The organism is Pseudonocardia sp. Ae717_Ps2, assembly GCF_001932475.1.
In the GTDB taxonomy this organism is placed as follows: Bacteria; Actinomycetota; Actinomycetes; order Mycobacteriales; family Pseudonocardiaceae; genus Pseudonocardia.
In genome coordinates this window covers 4,412,600-4,437,816 of sequence record NZ_MCIS01000001.1, presented here as the reverse complement: position 1 = coordinate 4,437,816, position 25,217 = coordinate 4,412,600, and the positions used below count along the sequence as shown (strand labels likewise).

The following is a 25,217-nucleotide window of genomic DNA, read 5'->3' as shown; positions in this document are numbered from 1 at the left end:
GCTCAGTGTTGGCCGCGTCGGACCAGCTCCCGCACGGTGCGCACGACGATCTGGGCGTCGAGCCACAGCGACCAGTTCGCGATGTAGTAGTTGTCGTGCCGGACCCGGTCGGCGATCGAGGTGTCACCGCGCAGCCCGGAGATCTGGGCGAGCCCGGTGAGTCCGACCGGGACGCGGTGGCGGGCGGTGTAGCGCTCGTGCTCGGTGGCGAAGCGCTCCACGAACGACGGCCGCTCCGGGCGCGGACCGACCAGGCTCATGTCGCCGCGCAGGATGTTCCAGAGCTGGGGCAGCTCGTCGAACGAGGTGCGGCGGATGAACCTGCCGACCGGGCCGACCCGGGAGTCGCTCGCGATGGACCACTGTGTCTGCTGCTCGCGCTCGTCGACCGGCCGCATGCTGCGGAACTTGAGGACGGTGAAGGGCTTGTTGCCCAGCCCGATGCGTTCCTGGCGGAAGATGACCGGCCGCCCGCTCTCGACGAGCACCGCGACCGTGATCGCAAGCAGCAGTGGCGAGGTCAGCACCAGCCCCGATGCGGACACCACGATGTCGGCGAGGCGCTTGAGCCGCCAGGAGAGCCGGTTCATGGGGTCCGCGGGCAGCCGGAGCAGCGGGATGCTGCGCAGCCGTTCGACGCCGGAGTGGTCGTGCACCAGCTCCGAGAGCCAGGGGAGGAGCAGGACGTCGAGCCCGTCGCGACGGGCCTCGATCGCCGCGTCGAGGACGGCCGCGTCGTCGACGGTGTGACAGGCGAACACGACGACGCGCACCCGGTGCTGCTCGGTGGCGGCCCGGATCCGGGCCGCCAGCGCCGCCCGCTCGCGCTCCACCAGGAGGTCGAGGTCCTCGGACAGGACGTGACCGAGCGGGCGCAGGCCGTACTCGGGGTGCGCCCGCATGGTCTCGTCGAGCTCCACCGCCCGCGTCCCGGTGCCGACGATCAGCGTGGGCTCGCCGACGGTCCATCGGACCCGGAGCAGTCGGGCGGCGGACAGCACCACGGCGCGCAGGACCAGGGCGAGCAGGGTGGCCAGCAGCACGACCCGGACCGGTCCGGCTACGTCGATGCGGGTGTCCAGCCTCTGCTGCACGGCCATCGCCCCGGCCAGCAGGAGGCCCATCGTCACGACGAGGGCGGCCAGCTCACGGGGCAGGTCGTCGAACCAGGACAGCCGCAGCCGGGAACGGTGCAGGCGGGCCGCCGAGCGCACCCCCAGCAGCAGCACGGACGCGGCGACGACTCCGCTGCCGCCGGTCGGCGCGACCACGAGTACGGCGATCCCGACGGCCACCACGTCGGTCAGCACCAGCGCCGACCGGACGAGGCTGACCCGCGCGGACAGCCTGCGCACCGGCGCCGGCGCGGCAGAGGAGTCGGCCCGCGCCCCGGACCCGGCCCGTCCGGCGGGGCCCGCGGCCCGGACCGGCCGCCGGTCCACGAGCCGGTGGTGGGTGCGGGGCGTGGCGCTCCCGGGTCGACGGGTCTGCATCGATCCGGAGCTCATGGCCGGCCGGCCCTTCGGAAGGTGCTCTGCGACAACGAGAACCACACCGCGGACCGCGTGTTCGTGCGACGGAGCGTAGCGGAGGGTGGTGCCGGCGTTGTCACGATGAGTAACCACCAATCGCAGAGACGGGCCGAGCTGCGGGCACGGCATTAGTCCGTTCGGAGGTGTCCTTGGGAACTTGCCGTACGACCTGCACGCTCGTCACGCTCGTTCCGTTCGTTACATCGGCGAACGTGGGACGTGCATCACTCCTTTGCTCTGCTTGCTCTTTCAAGGAGAACGCACAGTGTTATGAGAGAGTGTGTCGCGCCGCCGTAACCGCTGCAGCCATTTGGTAACGGAAAGTAACGGATCTACGACCTGAACTGATCCGCGACGGCCATGACGTACTCGCCGTAGCCCGAGCCCGCCTGCCGTGCCCCCAGGGCGTGGCAGGCGTCGGCGTCGATGAAGCCCATCCGCAGGGCGACCTCCTCGACGCAGGCGATCCGGATGCCCTGGCGGTTCTCCAGGACGCGGACGTACTGACCGGCCTCCATCAGCGACTCGTGGGTGCCGGTGTCGAGCCAGGCGAAGCCGCGTCCGAGGTCCTGCAGGCGGGCGCGGCCCTGTTCGAGGTAGGCGCGGTTGACGTCGGTGATCTCGAGCTCGCCGCGGGCCGACGGGGTGATGCGCGCGGCGATGTCGACGACACTGTCGTCGTAGAAGTAGAGGCCGGTGATCGCGCGGTCCGAGCGGGGGTGCTCGGGCTTCTCCTCGATCGAGAGCAGGGTGCCGTCGGGGGCGGCCTCGCCGACGCCGTAGCGCTGCGGGTCGCGGACGGGGTAGCCGAACAGCACGCAGCCGGCGTCGCCGGAGGTGACCTCGGCGGCGCGGCGGCGCAGCAGGTCGCCGAACCCGGCGCCGTGGAAGATGTTGTCGCCGAGCACCAGCGCCGACGGCCCGCCGCGGACGTGGTCGGCGCCGATGACGAACGCCTCGGCCAGGCCGTTGGGGTGCTCCTGGGCGGCGTAGGTGATCCGTAGGCCGAGCCGGCTGCCGTCGCCGAGCAGACGCCGGAAGCCGGGAAGGTCGTGCGGGGTGGAGATGAGCAGGATGTCCCGGATCCCGGCCAGCATCAGCGTGGTCAGCGGGTGGTAGATCATCGGCTTGTCGTAGACCGGCAGCAGCTGCTTGGACACCGCCGCGGTCAGCGGGAACAGCCGGCTCCCGGTGCCGCCGGCCAGCACGATGCCCTTCACCGTGGGGTCCGGGCGAGGACCTGGTCCAGCCCGTCGCGCCAGGCGGGCATCGCGACCCCGGCCCGGGTCGCGCGGGACAGCTCGAGCACCGAGTTCGCCGGGCGGCGGGCCAGGTGCGGCTTGTCCGCGGCGTACTCGCTGCTCGACACCGGTCGGACGTCGCCGGGGTCGCGGCCGCAGCGGGCGAACACCTCCCGGGCCAGCTGGTACCAGCTGACCGGCTCGCCGTCGCCGGTCGCGTGGAACGTGCCGTGCTGCCCGGACCCGGCCAGCACGAGCAGCGCCGTGGCCAGGTCCGGCGCGAACGTCGGCCGCCCCACCTGGTCGTCGACGACGGCGGGGCGGACCCCGTCGCGGGCCAGCCGCGCCATGGTCGCGACGAAGTTGCCGCCGTCGCCGACGACCCAGCTGGTGCGCACGATCACGTGCCGATCCGGCAGTGCCGCCCGCACCGCAAGCTCCCCGGCGGCCTTCGACGCGCCGTACACCCCGAGCGGGGACAGCGGGGCGTCCTCCGGCACCGGGCCGGGCGCGGTGCCGTCGAACACGTACTCGGTGGAGACGTGGACCAGCAGGAAGCCGTGGTGCCGGGCCGCCGCGGCGAGGTGCGCGGGGCCCGCCGCGTTGGCCCGCCACGCGCCGGCCGGCTCGGTCTCGGCGCGGTCGACGGCGGTGTGGGCGGCCGCGTTGAACACCACGTCGACGCCGGTGAAGTCGTGCGCGGCGACGGCGTCGGCGTCGCCGATGTCCAGTGCCGCACGGTCGAGTGCCACCGCATCGGGCCGGGTGGCGACCAGCGCCCGCCCGAGCTGCCCGTTCGCCCCCAGCACACACGCGCGCACTCGCCCACCTCCGGATATCGTCGCGACCGACTCTGACACGCTGGTGGGGGCGGACAGTGAGCGGGGAGGGCACGTGCGCATCGTGGTGACCGGGGGGGCCGGGTTCATCGGGTCCTGTTTCGTCCGGGAGGTGCTGGGCGGGGAGCATCCCGAGCTGGCCGGGGCCGAGGTCCGGGTGCTCGACGCGTTCACCTACGCCGGCCGGATCGAGAACCTCGCCCCCGTCGCCGACGACCCGCGGCTCACGGTCGAGCGGGGCGACATCCGTGACCCGCGCCGCGTCGCGGAGGTGCTCGACGGCGGCGCCGACCTGCTCGTGCACTTCGCCGCCGAGACCCACGTCGACCGCTCCATCACCGGCGCGGCGGACTTTGTGACGACCAACGTCCTCGGCACCCAGGTGCTGCTGCAGGCGGCGCTGGACGCGGGCGTCGGCCGGTTCCTGCACGTCTCCACCGACGAGGTGTACGGCTCCATCGAGTCGGGCTCCTGGCCCGAGACCCACCCGCTGGAGCCGAACTCGCCCTACAGCGCCGCGAAGGCGGGCAGCGACCTGCTGGCACGCAGCTACCACCGCACGCACGGCCTCGACGTGGTGATCACCCGCTGCTCGAACAACTACGGGCCGTACCAGTTCCCGGAGAAGGTGATCCCGCTGTTCACCACACGGCTGCTCGACGGCGGCACCGTGCCGCTCTACGGCGACGGCCTCAACATCCGCGACTGGCTGCACGTCTCCGACCACTGTCGCGGCATCGCCCTGGCCGCCACGGCGGGCCGCGCCGGAGAGGTCTACAACATCGGCGGCGGGACCGAGCTGACCAACCTGGACCTGACCCGCGCGCTGCTCGCGGCCGTCGGTGTGGGGGAGGACCGCATCGAACGGGTGGCCGACCGCAAGGGACACGACCGCCGGTACGCGGTGGACTGGTCGAAGATCCGCGACGAGCTCGGCTACGCCCCCCGGGTGCCCTTCGACGAGGGCCTGGCCGCGACGGTGGCCTGGTACCGCGACCACCGGAGCTGGTGGGCATGAAGGCCACACCGCTGTCGATCGACGGGGCCTGGCTGTTCGAGGCGACCACGTTCGCCGACCACCGCGGCTCGTTCACCGCGCCCTTCCAGGGCCCGGCGTTCCGCGACGCGCTCGGGTTCGACCTGACCGTCGCCCAGACCAACCAGTCGGTGTCGACGCGCGGGGTCGTCCGCGGCGTGCACTACGCCGACGTGCCGCCCGGCCAGGCCAAGTACCTCTACGTGGCCGCCGGTGCCGTCCGCGACGTCGTGGTGGACCTGCGCGTCGGGTCGCCGACGTTCGGGCGGTTCGAGGCCGTCGAGCTCGACGCCGCCTCCCCGCGGACGCTCTACCTGTCCGAGGGGCTCGGGCACGCCTTCCAGGCGCTCGCCGACACCACCGTCGTCGGGTACCTGTGCTCGACGTCGTACGCGCCGGCGGCGGAGCACGGGATCAGCCCACTGGACCCGGCGCTGGCACTGCCCTGGCTCGAGGGGGTCGAGCCGGTGCTGTCGGAGAAGGACCGCGCCGCGCCCACCCTGGAGGAGGCACTCGCCGCGGGCGCCCTGCCCACCTGGGAGGACTGCCGCGCCCGCCTGGCGCAGCTGCGCGGGTAGCGGCTCAGTTGCCGGCCCAGCCGGACCGCACCGCGAAGTAGGCCCGGACGAACGGGTCCCGCGCGGCGCCCTCGGCCAGCAGCGCCGCCCGCCGCGCCGCCTGCTCCCGCGTCCCGGCGTCGATCTCCGGCGGCAGCACGTCCACGGCGAGGTCGCTGTGCGACAGCAGCACGAGCAGCAGCCCGTCGCGATCGCCGGGCGGGGTGTCGGTCACCAGCGCCGCCGCGAGCCGGGTCCGCAGCGCACGGGCGGGCTCCGGGTCCTGCTCGGTCAGGTGCACCCGGCGGAACAGACCGAACCGCCGGTACTCCTGTGCGCCGAGGACCCCGTCGGCCACCAGCTGCCCGACGGCGCCGCCTGCGCTCCCTGCCGGGGTCCGCGCCAGGTGCACCGCGGCCGCGGTGACCGTCCGCGAGCCCGAGTCGGTGCCGTCGTGGGTCACCGCGGCGAGCGCCGCGGCCAGGGCCGGGTGCTCGGGCTCCCCGCCCGAGGGCGTCACGGTGTTGGCAGGCTCCCCGGCACCCGCGGGACCGGCGTCGAGGTGCAGCGCACCGGCGTCGACGAGGTCGCGCACCAGCGCCACCGGCAGCACCCGGGCGTCGAACCGGTCGCTGATCCGGCCGGTCGCCCGGTCCAGCCCGAGCAGCAGCAGTTCCTCGGCCAGCAGCAGCGTCCTCACACCCGGTGACGCTATCGCCCGGCCGACGGCACCGTCGCGCCACCGCAGCGTCACCCTCACGCCCACTGCCCGACGTGCGCGACCCGTCCCCCGGACGGGGAGATAGCCTCCGCCCATGTCGGATACCACCACCGGGCTGAAGCTCTCCGTGATCGGGTGCGGCTACCTGGGTGCCGTGCACGCGGCGTCGATGGCGGAGCTGGGCCACGAGGTCGTCGGCATCGAGGCCGACGTCGCGAAGGCCGAGTCACTGGCCGCGGGCCGGGTCCCGTTCTTCGAGCCGGGCTTCGAGGAGCTGCTGCGCCGGTCGTTGGACTCGGGGCGGCTGTCGTTCTCCTCGGACATGGCCGACGCCCGGGGCGCGGCGGTGCACTTCGTGTGCGTCGGCACCCCGCAGCGGCGCGGCGAGTACGCCGCGGACCTGACGTACGTGGAGGCGGCGACGGCGTCGCTGATCGAGGTGCTGGGCCCCGGCGAGCTGGTCGTCGGGAAGTCCACGGTGCCGGTGGGCACGGCGGCCCGGCTCGCCGAGCAGGTCGCCGCCCGGGTGCCGGGCGCCGCGCTGGCGTGGAACCCGGAGTTCCTGCGCGAGGGGTTCGCGGTGCAGGACACCCTGCACCCGGACCGGCTCGTCTACGGCGTCCCGTCGCTGTCCGGTGTGGACGCCGACGTGGACGCGGAGAAGGTCCTGGACACCGTCTACGCGCGGATCGTCGCCGACGCCACGCCGAAGGTCGTCACCGACTACGCCACCGCGGAGATGGTCAAGACCGCCGCGAACTCCTTCCTCGCCACCAAGATCTCCTTCATCAACGCGATGGCCGAGCTGTGCGAGGCCACCGGCGCCGACGTGAAGCAGCTCGCCGACGCGATCGGCCACGACGACCGGATCGGCCGCAAGTTCCTCAACGCCGGGCTCGGCTTCGGTGGCGGCTGCCTGCCCAAGGACATCCGGGCGTTCATGGCCCGTGCCGGGGAGCTGGGCGCCGACCAGGCGCTGACCTTCCTGCGCGAGGTCGACAACATCAACATGCGGCGCCGGATCCGGATGGTGGAGCTCGCCCGCCAGGTGTGCGACGACTCGCTGCTCGGCAAGCGGATCGCCGTGCTCGGCGCGGCGTTCAAGCCCGACTCCGACGACATCCGCGACTCCCCGGCGCTGAACGTGGCCGCGCAGCTGCAGCTGCAGGGCGCCAACGTCCGGGTGACCGACCCGCAGGCGCTGCCCAACGTGCGGCGGCACTGGTCGCAGCTGGACTGCGTCGACACCCCCGAGGAGGCGGCCGAAGGCGCCGACGTCGTCCTGCTGCTGACCGAGTGGAAGCAGTACCGCGAGCTCGACCCGGGCTCGTTCGGCAAGGTCGTGAAGACCCGCCGGGTGCTCGACGGCCGCAACGCCCTGGACCGGGAGACCTGGGAGTCCGCGGGCTGGACCTACCGCGCGCTGGGCAGGCGCAACGTCTGAGGCCTGCCCACCCTCCGTGCCCACGCCGCGAAGCCGACCGGGTCGAGCCCGAACTCCCGGGCCCGCTCCGGACCCGCCGCGCGGGGGTGGGCGTCGAGGAAGGCGTGGGACTGCACGAACGCCTCGACCAGCCCCTCCGCGCGGGCCTGCTCCGGGCTCTCGGTCAGGGTGAACGGCACGTCCCAGGCCTCGGTGAGCGCCGCGGCGGCCTGCCGGTAGCTCAGGCGCTCGCCGACCAGGTCAAGCGCGACGCCGTCGAACCGGTCCGGGTCGGCGAACGCGGCGGCCGCCGCGGCCCCGATGTCGGCCACCGCGACGAACGGGTGCACCAGGTCCGGATCCAGCGCCAGCAGCAGCCGCGGCGCGTCGCCGCCGGCCAGGTACATCGACCACGGCACGAAGTTCTCCATGAACCCGCTGGGCCGCAGCCGGGTGACCCACCGGGCCCCGGCCCCGGCGAGCGCCTCCTCCGCGGCGGCCTTGGACCGCCAGTAGTGGGCCATGTGCTCACCCCAGACCGCGGCGTCGACGGCGCCGGGGTGTCCCAGCTCGGCGACCCCGGACACCGAGGTGTGCACCACCTGCGCGACGCCGGCCTCCCGCACGGCGGCCGCGATCGACTCCGCGTGGCGCAGCTCCCGGCCGCCGAGCAGGTCCTCCAGGTCGGGCATCTGCACCGAGAACACCCCGCGGGAGCCGCGGGCGGCCGCCGTCACCGATGGGGGGTCGTCGAGGTCGCCGGTGACCAGCGCGGCGCCGGCGTCGGCCAGTGCCCGCGCCGCGGCGGTGCCGGGGTCACGGACCAGCGCCCGGACCGGCGTGCCCGTGGCCAGCAGTGCCCGGGCCGCCGCCCCGCCCTGCTTGCCGGTCGCCCCCGTGACCAGAACCGGTGCGTTCATGACGTGCTCCTCCCGTTGAAACGGAGTGGTCCCCCGTTTTCTGTCCGCTACGATATGGAGGACCACCCCGTTTTGTCGAGCAGTCCGGGAGACCCCATGCCGCGCGACGCCACGGCCACCCCACGGGCCGACCGCCTCCGCAACCGGGAACGCCTGCTCAGAGCCGCGATGGAGGTCGTCGCGCGGGACGGTGCCCAGGCGTCGATGGAGGAGATCGCCCGCCGGGCGGGTGTCGGGTCGGCGACCATGCACCGGCACTTCGCCTCCCGCAGGGTGCTGCTCGAGGCGGTGTTCGCCGACGGCGTCGACACGCTCTGCGCCCGGGCCGAGGCGCTCTGCCGCGCCGAGCCCGCCACCGCGCTGTGGGTCTGGCTCGACGAGTTCGTCCAGTACGTGGCGTCCGCCCGGGGCATGGTCGAGGTCCTGCTCGCCGAGCCGTCCCCGGAGGCCCCCGTGTGCCACAGCGACCGGGTGTGTGCCGCCGCCCACCCGCTGGTCGCCGCTGCGGCGGCCGCGGGTGGTCTGCATCCCGACGCCCGCCCCGAGGACGTCGTCGCCCTCACCGCGGCCGTGTCCACGGCCGCGGGAGAGGACCCGGCTGCCGCACGGAGGCTGCTGCAGTTGACCGTGGAGGGGCTGCGGACGTCCGGCTGCGGTAGAACGCAGGCGTGACCTCCCACCCCGTCCTCGCCGGATCGGACCGCGCGGCCTTCGACTCGCTGCAGCGGGCCTCGACGCCACGCGCGGAGCGCTACCGCATCGGGAAGGGCCTGCGGAAGGTCGCGCCCCGGTCCGGGCTCGCCACGTGGTCGGCGGACGTGCGTCGGGCCGACCCGGTGGACGTCGTCGAGGCGCAGAACGCGGGGCGCGTGCACGAGCTCGTCCCGCTGCGGATCCAGCGGATGACCGCCTCGCCGCACGCGTTCCTGCGCGGCGCCGCCGCCCTGCACGCCGCGGACTTCGCGGTGCTGCCCGAGACCGGCGTGCACCCCGTCATCTGCGGCGACGCCCATCTGGGCAACTTCGGCTTCTACGCCTCGCCCGAGCGCGACCTCGTCTTCGACCTCAACGACTTCGACGAGGCCCACCCCGGTGCCTGGGAGTGGGACCTGCGCCGGCTGGTGTCCTCCACCTGGGTCGCCGGCCGGGTCTCCGGCGCGACCGAGGAGCAGTGCGGCGAGGCCGTCACCCGCTGCGTGACCTCCTACGCCGAGCACCTGCGCCACCTCGCCGACGAGCCGCTGCTCGCCCGCTCGTTCGACGTCATGGACGTCGACACGCTGCGCTCGGACGCCGACCACGAGACCTCGCGCCGGGCCATCGACAAGGCCGCCGAGCGGGCGCGCCGGCGGACCAGCGACCGCGCGCTGCCCCGGTTCGTGACCGAGGAGGGCGGGGCGCGGCGGATCGTCACCGAGCCGCCGCTGATCACCCACCCCGACGACGAGCACACCGCGCGTATCCTGGCCGCCCTCGACGGCTACCTCACGACGCTGCCGCCGCACTGGAGCCGGATCCTCGGCGGCTACCACGCCGTCGACGTCGCCCACAAGGTCGTCGGGGTCGGCTCGGTCGGGCTGCGCGCCTACCTCGTGCTCTGCGAGGGCTCCAGCCCCGACGACGTGCTGTTCCTGCAGCTCAAGCAGGCGCGCCGGTCCGTCGTCGCGCCGTGGGTGCACGGCGGCGAGGCGTGGCACGCCCACCAGGGGCAGCGGGTCGTGGAGTACCAGCAGGCCCTGCAGACCGTCTCCGACCCGCTCCTGGGCTGGACGACGATCAACGGCCGCCAGTACTACGTCCGCCAGTTCCGCGACATGAAGGGCGCGATCGTCCCCGACACCCTCGACGCCACCGCCCTGGCCGACTACGCCGACGTCTGCGGCAAGCTGCTCGCCAAGGGGCACGCCCGCACCTCGGGAGCGTCGATGATCGCCGGCTACCTGGGCAAGGGCGGCAAGGTGGCCGGGGCGCTGACGACCTTCGCCAGGGCCTACGCCGACCAGACCGAAGCCGATCATGACGCACTGGTCCGCGCGGTGCGGTCCGGGCGGCTGTCGGATCGGACACCTGAGCAGGTGCCGGGCACGGCCATCGGCTAGGTTCTGGCCCCGTGACCGTCGTCGAAACCCTGCTGGTCTTCGTGGTCGCGCCGGCTGTCCTCTACTTCGCGATCTGGGGCTGGATCGCGATGCGGAACCGGAGCAACCGCCCCCGCTACCACGCGGGTGACCCCTGGCCGTACGAGCCGCTGTTCTGGATCGCCGAGCCGTCCGGCGCGGGGCACCACGCCGCGCACGCCGGACACGGCGACACCGCCCCGTCCGAGGGCGGCGACACCCGAGGAGGTACCGGTGGCAAGTGGTGACCTCGCCGTCTTCACCGGCAACGAGGAGGATCTGCCCGAAGGGGCGGTCGTCACGAACTCCGGCCGCCTCTCGGTGGCCGAGAACTTCGTCGAGCCGTCCGCTGCCGCGCACCCGTTCACCCCGGTGCAGCTGACCCGCCTGGACGAGGCCCTCTACCTGGCCAGCCGCGAGACCGGTCTGCGGTTCGCGCTGTACCTGGGCGATCTGGGCTCGGACGCGCGGGCGACCGCGGTCGACCTGCACGGGCGCATCGACCACCACGACGACGCGGTGCTCGTCGCCGTGAGCCCTGAGCAGCGCCTGCTGGAGATCGTCACCGGTGCCGAGGCGAAGGTCCGCCTCCCCGACCGCGGCGCCAAGCTCGCTCTCATGAGCATGGTCGCCTCCTTCAAGGAGGGCGATCTGTTCGGTGGGATCCTGTCCGGGCTGAGGATGCTGGCGGACCAGGCCGGAAGCCGCCCCTGAACCGGAGGGCACCCGTGGGCCACCACGATCGGTGTCACGGCTCTAAGGTGTCAGCATGTCGCGTAGTGGGAGGACCGAGCGGTGACCGGGCCCACCGGCAGCCCGATCCTGATCGTCGACGACCACGAGCTGGTGGGGTCCGCCCTCGCCCTCAACCTGCGCGCCGAGGGTGAGGACGCGACGTTCCTCCCGGTCCGCTCCGCGGCGGCCGTGCTCGAGCACACCCGGCGGGTCACGCCCGGGCTGATCGTGCTCGACCTCGACCTGGGGCGTGATCCGGAGGGCAACCGCATCGACGGGGTCCGGCTCGTCGGCCCCCTGTGCGAGGCGGGCTGGCGGGTGGTGGTGCTGTCGGGCAGCTCCGACGCCGGCCGGGTCGGCGCCGCCCTGGCCGCGGGCGGGTTCGTGTTCGTGCCGAAGAACGCGCCGTTCCCGGCGCTGCTCAGCGCCATCCGCGAGGCCCACGCCGGGCGCTCGATCATGCCGCCGGGCCGCCGCGAGCAGTTCATCCGGCTGCACCGCGACCGGGAGCACGAGCGCCGCGACCTGCACGAGAAGCTGGGCAGGCTCACCCAGCGCGAGCGCGAGGTCCTCGCCCTGCTGGCGGGGGGCAAGCGGGCGCAGTCGGTGGCCGACCACTTCGTCGTCTCGCTGGCGACGGTCCGGACACAGATCCGCGCGGTGCTGACCAAGCTGGAGGTCGGCTCCCAGCTGGAGGCCGTCGCGTTGTACCGCAAGGCCGCCGGAATCTGACCCGTTCGGCCCTCGGCGCCGCCGCCGGGGGCCACCGAGAATGACGAGTCCTATCATCGCGTTCTCAACCAGTCCGGCGACATCTGCAGAGCGGAGACGACGTGGCGTCCGGTGTCGTCGGCGAGGTCCTGGGGCCGCAGCGGCGGGCCCGGTTCCTGGCAGGTCACCTGACCGACGTGCTGGTCGTCGCGGTGATGACCGTCGTCGTGGTGGCCGTGAGCCGCCCCGCGGTCGTCGACGGCCGGGTCGACCTCTCCGACGCGACGGCGGTGCTCACCCTCGTCGCTGCCGCGGTCGGGTCAGCGGCGGCGATCGTCGCGCTGGTGACGGGCCGGCTGTCCGGTGACCCCCGTCCGTCGTGGTTCGGGGCCGCCCTCCTGCTCTACGGCGTGGTGCTCCTTCCGCTGTCCGCGCTGGTCCTGCCCCAGTACCCGGCGGGCACCCCGCGGCTGGCCGTGCTGACCATGTTCGTGATCAGCCTGTGCATCCTGGTCGCCGGGCTCCGGCCGCCGCCGGTCCTCGGGGCCTGGGGTGGCTGGGCGCTGGCCGCGGTCGGTCTCGTCGTCGGCGGGGTCGTCGCGTTGCAGACGGAGAGTCCGTTCACCCGGATGCTGGCGACCTCGCCGCTGTACTCGGTCGTGGTGCAGAGCGGCTGGGCCCTGGTCGCGGTGCTGTTCCTGCTCGACGGCTACCGGCGCCCGAGCCGGGTCCGGGCCCGCATGGGGCTCGGCCTGCTGATCATCGCGGTGTCGCAGCTGTACCGGGCGATCGTGCCCGGCCAGGAGCCGATGGCCGGCCTGGTCTACCCGTCGCTGCGGGTGCTCGGGATGGGCGTCGTGCTCGCCGCGCTGCTGACCATGGCGCTGCGCACGGTGACCCGGATGCAGGACGACTACGACCAGCTCCAGGACACCCTCGGCGAGGCCTCGGCGCTGCTCGAACGGGCCACCGGCCAGACCGCCGAGCGCGACCACGAGCTGCGCAACGGGCTGGCAGGTCTGGCCGGAGCGGCGCAGCTGCTGACCACCCGCCCCGGCGGCGAGGACCCCCAGGTCGACCGGATGCGGGAGGCGGTGCTCGCCGAGCTGAACCGGCTGCGCCAGATGCTGCAGACCCCGGTCGCCGTCGACGACGCCGCGGCCGACCCGACGACCGGCCGGAGCGACGCCGCCCTGCTCGACTTCGGCCCGGCGTACGCCCCGGTCGCCTCCCCGCCGGGGGCGGACACCGGCGGCGAGCACGACGTCGGGGCGGCCCTGCGCACCCTGGTGGACCTGCGCGACGGCCGCTCCATCACCCTCGACACCCAGGACGACCTGCCCCCGGTCGCGGCGCCCGAGTCGCTGACCCGCCAGGTCGTGACGAACCTGCTGGCCAACTGCGACCGGCACGCGCCCCGGACCCCGGTGGTGGTGCGGGCCCGGCTCGCCGACGAGCCGGGGCTGGTGGCCGTCGAGGTCCGCGACCACGGCCCCGGCCTGCCCGGCGGGCAGGAGCAGCTCGAGATCGTCCGCGGGCGGCACGACGAGGCCGCCGGCGGCTCCGGGCTCGGGCTGCACATCAGCGCCCAGCTGGCTCAGGAGCACGGCGGCAACCTGGTGCTCCGTACGGTGCACGCACCCCGCGGCTGTCTCGCCGTACTCACACTTCCGGTGGCCCGCTGATCGGGTGATGCCGTGTCCGTGAGCTGCCGATCCGTCCACGGAAGGTCTATTCGTCGCTCCGAGCCATTCCCACGCGCCCCACGCGATCTCATACTGGTGACGCAGCGGCACGGTGCGATGACGCAATGGTCGTCCGCGCTGCCGTTCGCCGGCACGAAGGAGGTCACATGGCGCACGAGAACGACGGCACCGACCGCGGGACCCCCGCCGCCCCCACGGCCGCGGTCCTGACACCGCCGACGGGCCTGCAGCCCGTCCCGGCGCTGCCCCGGCCGCGCACCCCGTCCGAGCCCCGGACCCCGGCAGGTCCGCCGGCGCCCGCCGTACCGCAGGTGGGACTGTGCACCTGTGGCCACCCGGAGGAGGTGCACGAGCACTACCGCCCGGGCACCGACTGCGGCAGCTGCGGGCCGCGTGTCTGCGCGGGCTTCCGCTCCGCCGACGAACCGGCGCCGGCCAACCCCCTGAGGCGGTGGCTGCGCCGCCGCTGACCACACCCCGACACACGAACGGCGCCCCGGAAGCACGTGCTTCCGGGGCGCCGTTCGTGTGGGTCAGGGCTGCTGGACCGCGGTGGTCCGCTCCGGGTCCGGAGTGGCCTGACCGTCGAACTCGCGGGCGGCCAGCGCGCGCACGATCCCGGCGCGCCCCTCGGACACGAGCCGGCGCAGCGCCGCCGGCTTCGACTCGTCGGCGAGCCAGGCGTCCGCCGCCGCGACGGTCGGCTCCGCGACCGCCCAGGACGGGAACAGCCCGACGACGACGTTCTGCGCGAGCTCCGAGGTCCGGCGGGCCCACACGCCGTCGATCTCGTCGAAGTAGCGCCGCACGTAGCCGTCGAGCAGGCCGGGGTTCACCGTGGACAGCGCGGGGTGGGAGAACCCGGAGATCGCCGACTCGTTGATCGCGTTCGGGAGGGAGTCGTCGTGCACGGCGCGCTGCCACGCCCGCTCCTTGGCCTCCGCGGTCGGGATCAGCGCGCGGGCCCGCTCGGCCTGCCGCGCCCCGGTGGAGGTGGCGTCGCGCTCGGCCTCCTCGGCGATCTCGGTCTCGCCGGCCTTCCCGTGCGCGACGAGTGCGTGCAGCAGCCGCCAGCGCAGGTCGGCGTCGACGGTCAGGCCCTTCGGCACGTCGATGTCGAGCAGCCAGCCCTTCATCCGGTCCAGGGTGTTCTCCGGCAGCACCGACGCGGTCAGCGCGTTGACCACCGCCAGCTGGACGTCGGACCCGGGCGGGGCGGTGTCCAGGCGGAACCGCAGCGCGTCGGTCAGCAGCGGCCAGCCGCGGCCGTGCGCCCACTCCGGGGTGCAGTACGACGCCGTCGCGGTCTGGGCCTGCAGCAGGAGCCGCTGCACGACGCCGATCTCGGACTCGGTGTCGAACCCGCCGGCGACCAGGGTGACGAAGTCGCGGGCCTTCAGCTCGGCCTCGCGGGTCATCTCCCACGCGGAGGACCAGCACAGCGTGCGCGGCAGCGAGTCGGCGATGTCGCCGATGCGGTCCACCAGGGTCGCGAGCGAGCCCGGGTCCAGGCGCAGCGCGCAGTAGGTGAGGTCGTCGTCGTTGACCAGGACGAGCTTGCCGCGGGGCACCCCGACCAGGTCCGGGACGGGCGTGCGCTCGCCGGAGACGTCGAGCTCGACGCGGTGGGTGCGGACGAGCTTGCCGGTCTCCGGGTCGTCGTCGTAGACGCCGACGGCGATCCGGTGCGTGCGCAGCTCGCCGGCGCCCGGCCGGGCCCCGCCCTGCACGACGTCGAAGGAGGTGAACCTGCCGGCGTCGTCGATCTGGAACGACGGGCGCAGCAGGTTCAGGCCAGTGGTGCGCAGCCACTGCGCGCCCCAGTCCGACAGGTCCCGACCCGACGCCTTCTCCAGCGAGCCCAGCAGGTCGTCGAAGGTGGCGTTGCCCCAGGCGTGGGCGGCGAAGTAGTCGCGCAGCCCGGCGAGGAACGGTTCCAGCCCGACGTAGGCGACGAGCTGCTTGAGGACCGACGCGCCCTTGGCGTAGGTGATGCCGTCGAAGTTCACCTCGACGGCCTGCAGGTCCGGGATGTCCGCGGCGATCGGGTGCGTCGAAGGCAGCTGGTCCTGCCGGTAGGCCCACGACTTCTCGAGGTTCGCGAACGTCGTCCAGGCGCCGGTGTACTCGGTCGCCTCGGCCTGGCACAGCACGCTCGCCCAGGTCGCGAAGGACTCGTTGAGCCACAGGTCGTCCCACCAGCGCATGGTCACGAGGTCGCCGAACCACATGTGCGCCATCTCGTGCAGGATCGTCTCGGCGCGGCGCTCGTAGAGCGTGCGGGTCACCCGCGACCGGAAGACGTAGTCCTCCAGGAACGTGATCGCACCGGCGTTCTCCATCGCGCCCGCGTTGAACTCGGGGACGAACAGCTGGTCGTACTTGCCGAACGGGTAGGTCACGCGGAAGTTGCGGTGGTAGAAGTCGAAGCCCTGGCGGGTCTCGGTGAAGATCCGCTCGTGGTCCATGTGCGGGGCCAGCGAGGCACGGCAGTAGATGCCCAGCGGGATCTCGGCGTGCTCGTCGCGGTAGGTGTCGTGCCAGCTCGCGTACGGACCCGCGATCAGCGCCACCAGGTAGGTGGAGAGGATCTCGGTCCGTTCGAAGCGGTGGACCCCGCCCTCGACGGTCGCCGGCGCGTTGGAGATGACCTTCCAGTCCTCCGGCGCGGTCACGGTGAGGGTGTAGCGGGCCTTGAGGTCGGGCTGCTCGAAGCAGGGGAACAGCCGCTTGCAGTCGGCCGTCTCGAACTGCGAGTACAGGTAGACGGCCTGGTCGACCGGGTCGACGAAGCGGTGCAGGCCCTCGCCGGTGTTGGTGTAGAGGCCGGTCGCGACGATCGTCAGCTCGTTGTCGGCGGCCAGATCGGGCAGCGCGAGGCCGTCCTCCTCGGTCCAGCCCGAGACGTCGAGGTCGGCGCCGTTCAGGGTGGCCGAGGTGATGCCGTCGCCGACCCACTCGATCCAGGTGCTCCCGCCGGGCTCGGTGGCGGTGAAGCGCACCGTCGTGGTCACCGCGAACGTCCGCTCGGAGGGGGCTCCGGCGCCGTCGGTCAGGTCGATCGTGACGTCGTAGGTCGACACGTCGAGCAGCGCGGCGCGCTCCTCGGCCTGGGTACGGGTGAGGTTGGGCGGGGTCACGTAGGTCCTCTCCGGGGAGTGGTGTCGTCCGGCATCCAATCACGGTGGGCGCGGCGCGGTCCGAGGAATCGGGGGCGCGTGGCGTGCGTTGTGCCGTACATGACGACTGCTGCTGCTGACGGCAAGGCCCGCATCGACATCTGGTTCGACCCGCTGTGTCCCTGGGCGTGGCTGACCTCCCGCTGGGTGCTGGAGGTGGAGAAGGTCCGTGACGTCGACGTCACCTGGCACGTGATGAGCCTGGCCGTGCTGAACGAGGGCCGTGACCTGCCCGAGCAGTACGTGGAGATGATGAAGAAGGCGTGGGGCCCGGTGCGGGTGTGCATCGCCGCCGCCGAGCAGCACGGCACCGAGGTGCTCGCGCCGCTCTACACCGCCCTCGGTGAGCGGATCCACAACCAGCAGAACAAGGACTTCGACGACGTCGTCGCCGGCGCGCTCAAGGAGGTCGGCCTGCCGGAGTCGCTGGCCGAGGCCGCGCACTCCACCGAGTGGGACGAGAAGCTGCGCGCCAGCCACCACGAGGGCATGGACCCGGTGGGTCTCGACGTCGGCACCCCGACGATCCACGTCGACGGCGTGGCGTTCTTCGGGCCGGTCATCTCCCGGGTCCCGAAGGGGGAGGACGCCGGCCGCCTGTTCGACGGCGCCCGGCTGCTGGCCGAGAACCCGCACTTCTTCGAGCTCAAGCGCACCCGCACCGAGGACCCGTCCTTCGACTACTGACCGGCTCCGGCGGGTGATCGCCGCGGCCGAGGGGACCGGTGCCGGATCCGGCACCGATCCGCTCACCGCCGGTGATCTCCGACGACGGCTGCTCGCGATCGCGAACGGGATGGCCCGTTCGGCCGTGGCGGGCCCCGCGGGGGCGCACAGTGCTCGGCCGTGGACACCTGGTTCTCGCGGCGGACGACGTCGGTGCTCGGGGCGGTGGCGCTGGTCGCCGGGACGCTCGCGGGCGGGCAGATCGCCGTCGGTGCGGTGCTGGAGCGTGGGGCACTCGCCGACGCGGTGCCCCGCACGTCGCTGAGCCCGTATTCCGACGGCGCGTTCACCGTGCGGGCGGCGGCGGTGGACAGCCGGGTCGACATCGCCGGGGCCGAGGACGGCTCCTACGTGCTCGGCCACACCCCGGCGGGCAGCGACGTCGTCCTCGACCTCGACCTGCTCTCCGGCGACACCGCGCGCCCGTGGTGGGTGCAGCCCGCGACCGGGACGACCCTGGAGCTGGCCCAGCTGTCGAGCTCGGGGATCGCCCGGTTCCCGGTGCCGCAGGGCACGGGCGGGAGCGCCGACTGGGTGCTGGTGGTCGACGACGTCGCCGCCGGGTACGGCGCCCCCGACGCCGACGCCATCGCGCGGGCGGTGGGGGAGCGGGTGCGCGCCGCGGTGGCGGAGGCGGGGTCCGGTGCGGATCCGGACCGCGCCGGCTCCGGGGGCGGCTCGGACAGCGGCTCCGACAGCGGCTCCGGCGACGGCCCGGACGGCGGCGGCTCCGACGGGCCTGATCCGAGTGGTTCCCGCTCGGGCCGCTCCGGCTCGGACGACTCTGCCTCGCGCGGCTCCGGCTCGAACGGATCTGGCCCGGGCGGCTCCGGTTCGGACGGCGGTGTGGCGGACCCCGGCGGTTCCGGCCAGCGATCCGGCGGTAGCGCCGGTGACGGCCCGGCCTCGGGCTCCGAGCCGGAGGACCGCGACTTCGGCGGCTCCGGAGACTCCGGCCGCTCCCGCGACGACGATGGCTCGTCCGAGGGCGGGTCCGGAACCGACGGCTCCGGGTCCGGTCGCGACGACTCCGGTGGAGACAAGCCCAGTGGAGACAAGCCCGGCGGCGACAAGACCGGCGGCGACGACAAGTCCGGCGGCGAGAAGTCCGGCGGCGACGGCTCCGGCGGGAATGAGGCCAGCGGAGCGAAGGACAGCGGGACCGAGGACAGCGGGACCGAGGACAGCGGGACCGAGGACAGCGGGGCCGAGGGCGGTGGAGGCGACAGCGGGACCCCGGCACCCCGAGCCCCGGCACCCCGGGCCCCGGCCCCGGAGCGGGAGGAGAAGAAGGAACCGACGCCGTCGTCGTCGGCGAAGGCGGCCGACGGCACCTGGGACCGGTTGGCGCAGTGCGAGTCCTCCGGCGACTGGGCCATCTCGACCGGGAACGGCTACCACGGTGGTCTCCAGTTCGACAAGGGCACCTGGAGCGACTTCGGCGGCACGAAGTACGCCCCCACCGCCGACGGTGCGACCAAGGAGCAGCAGATCGAGATCGCGACCAAGGTCCGCGACGCCCGCGGTGGTTACGGATCGTGGCCGGCGTGTGCCAACAAACTGGGCCTTCCGAGGTGATCGGGCGTCCTGTGGTGTGGCGTACGGTTACTGGCTGCGGGACCGGTGGACGCGTAGGGTCCGTGGTCCCTCTCCCGGTCGTCCGCAGCACCTGCCCTGCCGCCGGCGGCCCGGCCTCGATTCCCTACCCTTGGACCTCATGAGTTCGCCCACCCCCGACACGCCCCGGATCGGGAACCGCTACCGGCTCGACGAGCGGATCGGTGCCGGTGCGATGGGTGCCGTGTGGCGGGGGACGGACGAGCTGCTGAACCGGACGGTGGCGGTCAAGGAGCTGCTCGCGGCGGCGCTGCCGTCCGACGAGCAGCTGGAGGAGTCCCGCCAGCGGATCCTGCGTGAGGGCCGGATCGGTGCCCGCCTGCAGCACGCGCACGTGATCAGTATGTTCGACGTCGTCGTCCACGACGACCGTCCGTGGCTGGTCATGGAGTACCTGCCGTCGCGCTCGCTGGCCGCGGTCCTCGCCGAGAAGGGCCCGATCCCGCCGCGGGAGGCCGCCGCGATCGGCCGTCAGGTCGCCGACGGGCTGGCCGCCGCGCACACCGCCGGTGTCGTGCACCGTGACATCAAGCCGGGCAACGTCCTGATCGCCGAGGACGGCCGGGCCAAGATCACCGACTTCGGTGTGTCCCGCGCCGTCGACGACGTGCAGCTCACCCGCACCGGCGTCATCGCCGGCACGCCGGCGTTCCTCGCCCCCGAGGTCGCCCGCGGCCAGGAGCCGACGGCCGCCTCGGACATCTTCGCGCTCGGCGCGATGCTCTACGCCTCGGTCGAGGGCGAGCCGCCGTTCGGCCTCGACGACAACGCCTACGCCCTGCTCCACAAGGTCGCCACCGGCGCGATCACCCCGCCGCGGGAGGCGGGCCCGCTGACCGCGCTGCTGATGCGCCTGCTCGCCAACGACCCCGCCGAGCGGCCCAGCGCCGCCCAGGCCCGCGACGCGCTCGCCCGGATCGCCGCGGGCCAGTCCGTCGCCGGTCTCGCGACGCCGTCGACGGCGTCCGCGGTGATGGACACCGGTGACGCCGTGGCCGCGCCGCACGGGCTCGCCGCGCAGGGCGGCGGGACGGTCGTCGACGCCCCGGCCGTCCCCGCGCCGCAGGTCATCCCCGGTCCCGGGGGGCGCGGTGCCCGCCGGAAGGGTGCCCCCCGTTCCCGGGACGGGCGGGGCCGTCGCACCCCGGTCGTGCTGGGTGCGCTGGCCGTGCTGCTCGTCGTCGGCGGCGGTGTCGCGTTCGGCATCTACTCGACCAACCAGCAGCAGGGCACCCCGCCGGTGATCGCCGCCCCGCCGACGAGCGGGTCGCCGTCGCCGAGCGCGACCCCGACGACCACGCCCGCGCCGACCACCTCCGCGACGCCGACGCCCACGCCGACCACCGGCACCGGGCAGGTGCAGGACCCGGTCTCGTTCGTGCAGAACTACTACCGGATGCTGCCCGACGACATCGACGGCGCGTTCGCGATGCTCAGCCCGCAGGCACAGGCCCAGAGCCAGGGCATCCAGGGCTTCCGGTCCTTCTACAGCACCGTGCGCAACGTCTACGCCGAGAACCTGCGCAACGCCGGCCCGAACACGGTCACCGCGACCGTCGTGTTCATGCGCAACGACGGCACGACGACCCGGGAGAACTACCGGTTCGTCGTCGGCACCAACAGCGAGGGCCAGGAGATCCTGCAGTCGTTCAGCACGGCCTGACCCGCTCGGCCGGGCCGGGGCGCCCGTTCAGCCACGGGCCGTCGTCGCGGTCACGAAGTCCACGATCCGGGCGTTCGCCGCGGCCCGGGTGTGCCGGTCGTGCACCTCGTGGCCCTCGTCCGGGATGCGCAGCAACTCCACCGGGGCGCCGCGCCCGGCCAGCGCCGCGTGGATCGCGAGCGCCTGCGAGAGCGGGACGTTCGTGTCGTGCTCGCCGTGCACGACCAGCAGCGGCACGGCGATCCGGTCCGCCGTCCGCAGCGGGGACAGCTCCTCCAGCAACGCGCGGTCCCGGTCCGGGTTCCCGTACTCGGTCGTCGCGGGACCGCTGATCCAGGGCTCGGAGTCGGCGAAGAAGGCGGCCATGTCGGACATGCCGCACACGTCGACGCCGGCCGCGAACAGCTCCGGGAACCGGGTCAGCGCGGCGAGGGTGAGGAACCCGCCGTAGGACCGGCCGCCGACGACGATCCGGCGCGGGTCGACGTCGGGCACCCCGGCCAGGAGCCGGGTCGCGGCCCGCACGTCGGCGATCGACTCCGGCCGCAGCGGGCCGTCGTCGAGCCGGGCGAAGGCCCGCCCCCGCCCGGAGGAGCCGCGCACGTTCGGCGTGAGCACGGTGACCCCGGCGGCGACCAGCGCGTGCAGCAGGGGCGCCCAGCCGGGCCGCTCCTCGGACTCGGGGCCGCCGTGCAGCCAGACGAACCCCACCCCCGTCGGCGACGACGGCCGGTGCAGCCACCCGGCCAGCCGCAGCCCGTCCTCGGCGGGGAAGCCGACCGCCTCCGGGCGCGGGGGCCGGGGCGTCACCGGGGTCCCGCCGAGCAGCGGTGTGGCCGGGCGGGCGTCGAGCGGCAGCCGCACCACGTACGGCGGCACCCCCGGGGAGTGGCCCGCGACCAGCAGCGACACGCCGTCGCGGGCGAAGGTCACCCCGGTGACGACGTCGCACGGCGCGGGCAGTCGCTCCGGTCTCCCGCCGCGCAGGTCGGCGATCTCGACCTGGCTGCGCCCGCCGACGTTCCACACCAGCGCGGCCCGCGGGCCGCCCGGGTCCAGTGCCACGACCTCCAGGTCGGCGCCGGGCCGGACGGCGACCGGGCGCGCGGGGGACAGGCGGTGCTCGGCCGTGGGGCCGAGTGCGACGGCGAGCAGCGCGGCGTGCTCGCGGTCGGCGTCGGTGTGCACCCACAGCGTGCCGGGGGCGGAGCCGAAGCGGGCGGCGGCGGTCAGCGCACCGCCGGGCCCGCCGATCACCCGGTCCCGGGTGCCGCGGTGCAGGTCGACCAGCTCCAGGGCGCGCTCCCCACGACGCCCGGTGCGCAGCACGACCCGGCGGCCGTCCGCCGACACCGCCTGGACGACGGCCGCCTGCCCGGACCCGAGGACGGTGGAGGAGCCGTCACGCACGTCGACCAGGCAGGCGGTGCCGTCGCCCGGCTCGCTGCCGCGCGGTGTCGCGTCGGACAGCACGGTGACGCCGAGCGACCGTCCGGTCGGGGCCCAGGCCCCCAGCACGACGGCGGTGGCGTGCGTCGCGATCCCGACGGCCGGACCGCCGTCGGGGTCGAGCAGCGCCACCCGGGTGCGGTCGCCGCCGCACGGGGCGACCTGCACCGCGATCCGGCTGCCGTCGGGGGACCAGGACAGCGCCGTCACGTCGGCGTACGGGCCGGGCGCCGACAGCACCCGTGCCTCGTCCGGGTCGATGGGCCCGTCCGGCGGCAGCGTCGCGACGTGCACCCGTGGGCGCCCGGTGCGGTCGGAGATCCAGGCGATGCGGGTGCCGTCCGGGGACACCGCGGAGGAGTGGTGTCCGGGTGCGGCCCCGGCGCCGTCACGGTCGGGGACGGTCTGGGTGATCTGCCCGGTCTGCCCGGCCTCCACCGATCACACCCCTCGGTTCTGCCCTCGTGTCCTGCGGTTCCGCCTGGCCGGACGTCGAAACTACCCGGTGGGTCCGCGCCGGGTTCCACCTCACGTGCGCCGGGCCGCTCGTGCAAGACCCACAGCGTTTCGGGGTGATGACGACCACTACGGCGAACGAGGGATTCGTTCGTAGGTAAAACGAACAAACTCTGGACCGGGACGGGCCCCGGGAGCATGCTCGCCGGAGCCGGACCCCCACCTCCAGGAGCAGACGATGGCCGTCCCCGCCCCGACCCCCGCCGACAAGTTCTCCTTCGGACTGTGGACCGTCGGCTGGACCGCAGCCGACCCGTTCGGCTCGCCCACCCGCCCCGAGCTCGACGTGGTCGAGGCCGTCGAGGAGCTCGCCGCGCGCGGCGCGTGGGGCCTCACGTTCCACGACGACGACCTGTTCGGCTTCGCGCCGGACCCGGCCCACCGGGACCGGCAGATCGCACGCCTGCGGAAGGCGTGCGAGGCGACGGGCATGACCGTCCCGATGATCACCACCAACCTGTTCTCGCACCCGGTGTTCAAGGACGGCGGGTTCACCTCCAACGACCGCACCGTGCGGCGGCTCGCGCTGCGCAAGGTGCTGCACAACGTCGAGCTGGCCGCCGAGCTCGGTGCCCGCACCTTCGTCCTCTGGGGTGGACGGGAGGGCTCGGAGTACGACTCCGCGAAGGACGTCCGCGCCGCCCTGGACCGCTACCGAGAGGCCATGGACCTGCTCTGCGGGTACGTCCTGGAGCAGGGCCACGACATCCGGTTCGCGATCGAGCCCAAGCCGAACGAGCCCCGCGGCGACATCCTGCTGCCCACCGTCGGGCACGCCCTGGCCTTCGTCGAGCGGCTCGCCCACCCCGAGCTCGTCGGGGTCAACCCCGAGGTCGGGCACGAGCAGATGGCCGGGCTCAACATGGCCCACGGCGTCGCCCAGGCGTTATGGGCCGGGAAGCTGTTCCACATCGACCTGAACGGCCAGCGCGGCATCAAGTACGACCAGGACCTGGTGTTCGGCCACGGTGACCTGCTCAACGCCTTCGCGCTGGTCGACCTGCTCGAGACCGCGGGCTACGACGGCCCCCGCCACTTCGACTACAAGCCCTCGCGCACCGAGGACCGCCGTGGCGTGTGGGACTCCGCCGAGGCGAACATGCGGACCTACCTGCTGCTGCGTGAGCGGGCGGCCGCGTTCCGGGCCGACCCCGAGGTCGTCGCCGCGCTCGCCGAGGCCGGGGTGCCCGCGCTGTCCGAGCCGACGCTGGGGGCCGGGGAGACCGCGGCCGACCTGCTCGCCGACCCGGCGCTGGACACCGTCGACCCGGACGCGCTCGGCCGTCGCGGGTACGGCTTCGTCCGGCTGCACCAGCTCGTGGTGGAGCACCTCGCCGGAGCACGATGACCTCCGTGCCCGACCGACCGGCTCCCCGTGCCCAGTCCCTGCCCGCGCGTCCCCCGACGGTGCGCCGGCACAACCTCGGGCTGCTGCTGGGAGTCCTGCGGACGGCCCCGTCGTCGCGGGCCTCGCTCGCCGCGGCGACCGGGCTGACCCGCGGGACCGTCGCGGGGCTGCTGGACCCGCTGGTCGCCGCGGGGGTGCTCGCGGAGGGGGAGCCGGACCGGAGCGGGGTCGGGCGGCCCGGGACGCCGCTGGCGTTCGCCGGCACCGGGCCCGTCGTGCTGGCCGTGTCGGTCGAGGTCGACGGCGTCGACGCGCTGGTCACCGGCCTGGACGGGCAGGTGGTGCGTCGGTCGCGCCGGCGCCGGGACCACCGCGGCCTCGATCCGGACGCGGTGTTCGGGCGGGCCGCTCGGACCGTGGCGACCCTGGCCGCGCGCACCGGACGCCCGGTGGCCGGGGCCGGGATCGCCGTCCCCGGACCGGTGCACGGCTCCGACGGCGCGGCGGTGCTGCTGCGGGCCCCGAACCTGCCCCTGCTCGACGGCTGCCGCCCCGCCGAGCACACCGACGCGCTCGGCGGGGTGCCGCTGCTCGTCGGCAACGAGGCCTCGCTCGGCGCGCTCGCGCACCTGGGCCAGGCCGACGACTTCGTCTACGTCTCCGCCGACGTCGGGATCGGCGGCGGGATCGTCGTCGACGGGCGGGTGCTGCCCGGTGCCCGCGGCGTCGCCGGGGAGATCGGGCACGTCGTGATCGAGCGCGACGGGCGGCGCTGCGGCTGCGGCGGCACCGGCTGCGTCGAGGTCTACGCGGGCCTGCCCGCCCTGCTCGGCGACGCGGGCGTCGCCGACGTCGCCGCGCTGCGGACCGCCGCCCGCGCGGGGGACCCGGCCGCGACGGAGGCGCTGGCCCGGGCCGGCACCGCGCTCGGGACGGCGCTGACGTCGGTGCTCCACGTCGTCGACGTCGGCACCGTCGTCCTCGGCGGCAGCTACGCGGAGCTGGGCACCTGGCTGGCCCCCGCGGTGCGGGCGGAGCTGGTGCGGCGCGGTGTCGCGACCGGGCCGGACGTCGCGGTGGTCGTGTCCCCGCACGGCCGCGCGGCCACCGTCACCGGTACCGCCCGCGCCGTCGCCGACCGGGTGCTGGGCGAGCCGGACCTGCTGCTCGCCGGCTGAGCC

Annotated in this window: 22 protein-coding genes; 15 read left to right on the top strand and 7 right to left on the bottom strand. The window is 74.2% G+C overall.

What is annotated here, in order from left to right; translation table 11 throughout:
* Positions 1-2: 2 nt before the first annotated feature.
* The 3 genes from Ae717Ps2_RS20410 to rfbD all read right to left on the bottom strand — a co-directional run bounded on the left by Ae717Ps2_RS20410 (position 3) and on the right by rfbD (position 3,594).
* Complete coding sequence (locus tag Ae717Ps2_RS20410; RefSeq protein WP_158071525.1) at positions 3-1,508, bottom strand: sugar transferase; 1,506 nt, start codon at positions 1,506-1,508, stop codon at positions 3-5.
* Between the two features lie 356 nt (positions 1,509-1,864).
* Positions 1,865-2,752 carry a glucose-1-phosphate thymidylyltransferase RfbA gene (rfbA, locus tag Ae717Ps2_RS20405; protein WP_075310745.1) on the bottom strand — a complete coding sequence of 296 codons (888 nt, stop codon included), beginning with the start codon at positions 2,750-2,752 and terminating at the stop codon, positions 1,865-1,867.
* Entirely contained in the window at positions 2,749-3,594 is an 846-nt protein-coding gene (gene rfbD, locus Ae717Ps2_RS20400) for a dTDP-4-dehydrorhamnose reductase (protein WP_075333775.1), read from the bottom strand. The genes rfbA and rfbD overlap by 4 nt, the downstream gene beginning before the upstream one ends.
* Before the next feature lie 73 nt (positions 3,595-3,667).
* On the opposite strand from rfbD, the gene rfbB reads away from it, so the two are divergent.
* The gene (gene rfbB, locus Ae717Ps2_RS20395) at positions 3,668-4,630 is read left to right on the top strand and encodes a dTDP-glucose 4,6-dehydratase (RefSeq protein ID WP_075310749.1); all 963 of its coding nucleotides are present in this window, start codon (positions 3,668-3,670) and stop codon (positions 4,628-4,630) included.
* Positions 4,627-5,226, top strand: a complete 600-nt coding sequence (locus Ae717Ps2_RS20390; protein WP_075312916.1) for a dTDP-4-dehydrorhamnose 3,5-epimerase family protein — start codon at positions 4,627-4,629, stop codon at positions 5,224-5,226. Before rfbB ends, Ae717Ps2_RS20390 begins: the two co-directional genes overlap by 4 nt.
* Before the next feature lie 4 nt (positions 5,227-5,230).
* On the opposite strand, the gene Ae717Ps2_RS20385 is transcribed toward Ae717Ps2_RS20390, so the two are convergent.
* Entirely contained in the window at positions 5,231-5,905 is a 675-nt protein-coding gene (locus Ae717Ps2_RS20385; protein ID WP_075310751.1) for a GPP34 family phosphoprotein, read from the bottom strand.
* A gap of 115 nt (positions 5,906-6,020) precedes the next feature.
* Between Ae717Ps2_RS20385 and Ae717Ps2_RS20380 the strand changes: the two genes are divergently transcribed.
* Positions 6,021-7,370, top strand: coding sequence for a UDP-glucose/GDP-mannose dehydrogenase family protein (locus Ae717Ps2_RS20380; protein ID WP_198932219.1), 1,350 nt, complete (start codon positions 6,021-6,023; stop codon positions 7,368-7,370).
* Here the strand turns inward: Ae717Ps2_RS20380 and Ae717Ps2_RS20375 are convergent.
* Positions 7,340-8,269, bottom strand: a complete 930-nt coding sequence (locus Ae717Ps2_RS20375) for an NmrA family NAD(P)-binding protein (RefSeq protein ID WP_075310753.1) — start codon at positions 8,267-8,269, stop codon at positions 7,340-7,342. The genes Ae717Ps2_RS20380 and Ae717Ps2_RS20375 overlap by 31 nt on opposite strands.
* 96 nt (positions 8,270-8,365) lie before the next feature.
* Between Ae717Ps2_RS20375 and Ae717Ps2_RS20370 the strand changes: the two genes are divergently transcribed.
* The 7 genes from Ae717Ps2_RS20370 (at position 8,366) to Ae717Ps2_RS20340 (ending at position 14,008) form a co-directional block, all read left to right on the top strand.
* Positions 8,366-8,941: a TetR/AcrR family transcriptional regulator gene (locus Ae717Ps2_RS20370; RefSeq protein WP_075310755.1), complete on the top strand. Its 576-nt coding sequence runs from the start codon at positions 8,366-8,368 to the stop codon at positions 8,939-8,941.
* Positions 8,938-10,368 (top strand): DUF2252 domain-containing protein, encoded by a 1,431-nt coding sequence (locus Ae717Ps2_RS20365; protein ID WP_020626926.1) that lies wholly within the window; start codon positions 8,938-8,940, stop codon positions 10,366-10,368. The genes Ae717Ps2_RS20370 and Ae717Ps2_RS20365 overlap by 4 nt, the downstream gene beginning before the upstream one ends.
* 11 nt (positions 10,369-10,379) lie before the next feature.
* Positions 10,380-10,634: a hypothetical protein gene (locus tag Ae717Ps2_RS20360; RefSeq protein ID WP_020626927.1), complete on the top strand. Its 255-nt coding sequence runs from the start codon at positions 10,380-10,382 to the stop codon at positions 10,632-10,634.
* On the top strand, positions 10,621-11,100 hold the full coding sequence (locus Ae717Ps2_RS20355; protein WP_020626928.1) for a DUF5130 family protein: 480 nt from the start codon (positions 10,621-10,623) through the stop codon (positions 11,098-11,100). The genes Ae717Ps2_RS20360 and Ae717Ps2_RS20355 overlap by 14 nt, the downstream gene beginning before the upstream one ends.
* An 81-nt stretch (positions 11,101-11,181) precedes the next feature.
* The gene (locus Ae717Ps2_RS20350; protein ID WP_075333774.1) at positions 11,182-11,853 is read left to right on the top strand and encodes a response regulator transcription factor; all 672 of its coding nucleotides are present in this window, start codon (positions 11,182-11,184) and stop codon (positions 11,851-11,853) included.
* A gap of 101 nt (positions 11,854-11,954) precedes the next feature.
* Entirely contained in the window at positions 11,955-13,517 is a 1,563-nt protein-coding gene (locus Ae717Ps2_RS20345; RefSeq protein WP_075310760.1) for a sensor histidine kinase KdpD, read from the top strand.
* A gap of 167 nt (positions 13,518-13,684) precedes the next feature.
* A complete protein-coding gene (locus tag Ae717Ps2_RS20340; RefSeq protein ID WP_075310761.1) occupies positions 13,685-14,008 on the top strand; it encodes a hypothetical protein in 324 nt (107 codons plus the stop codon).
* Between the two features lie 63 nt (positions 14,009-14,071).
* Here Ae717Ps2_RS20340 and pepN read toward each other — a convergent pair whose 3' ends face one another.
* A complete protein-coding gene (pepN, locus tag Ae717Ps2_RS20335; protein ID WP_075333773.1) occupies positions 14,072-16,678 on the bottom strand; it encodes an aminopeptidase N in 2,607 nt (868 codons plus the stop codon).
* 99 nt (positions 16,679-16,777) lie between these two features.
* On the opposite strand from pepN, the gene Ae717Ps2_RS20330 reads away from it, so the two are divergent.
* From Ae717Ps2_RS20330 to Ae717Ps2_RS20320, 3 genes are all read left to right on the top strand, one after another.
* Positions 16,778-17,404, top strand: coding sequence for a DsbA family protein (locus Ae717Ps2_RS20330; protein ID WP_043281316.1), 627 nt, complete (start codon positions 16,778-16,780; stop codon positions 17,402-17,404).
* A gap of 159 nt (positions 17,405-17,563) precedes the next feature.
* Complete coding sequence (locus Ae717Ps2_RS20325) at positions 17,564-19,021, top strand: transglycosylase family protein (protein ID WP_075333772.1); 1,458 nt, start codon at positions 17,564-17,566, stop codon at positions 19,019-19,021.
* A gap of 139 nt (positions 19,022-19,160) precedes the next feature.
* Positions 19,161-20,723, top strand: a complete 1,563-nt coding sequence (locus Ae717Ps2_RS20320) for a serine/threonine-protein kinase (protein ID WP_075310766.1) — start codon at positions 19,161-19,163, stop codon at positions 20,721-20,723.
* 27 nt (positions 20,724-20,750) lie between these two features.
* Here the strand turns inward: Ae717Ps2_RS20320 and Ae717Ps2_RS20315 are convergent, their stop codons facing one another.
* Positions 20,751-22,610: a prolyl oligopeptidase family serine peptidase gene (locus tag Ae717Ps2_RS20315; protein WP_075333771.1), complete on the bottom strand. Its 1,860-nt coding sequence runs from the start codon at positions 22,608-22,610 to the stop codon at positions 20,751-20,753.
* 256 nt (positions 22,611-22,866) lie between these two features.
* Between Ae717Ps2_RS20315 and xylA the strand changes: the two genes are divergently transcribed.
* Both xylA and Ae717Ps2_RS20305 read left to right on the top strand, forming a co-directional pair.
* Positions 22,867-24,036, top strand: a complete 1,170-nt coding sequence (xylA, locus tag Ae717Ps2_RS20310) for a xylose isomerase (RefSeq protein ID WP_075310770.1) — start codon at positions 22,867-22,869, stop codon at positions 24,034-24,036.
* 5 nt (positions 24,037-24,041) lie between these two features.
* Entirely contained in the window at positions 24,042-25,214 is a 1,173-nt protein-coding gene (locus Ae717Ps2_RS20305; RefSeq protein WP_158071524.1) for an ROK family protein, read from the top strand.
* Positions 25,215-25,217: the final 3 nt, after the last annotated feature.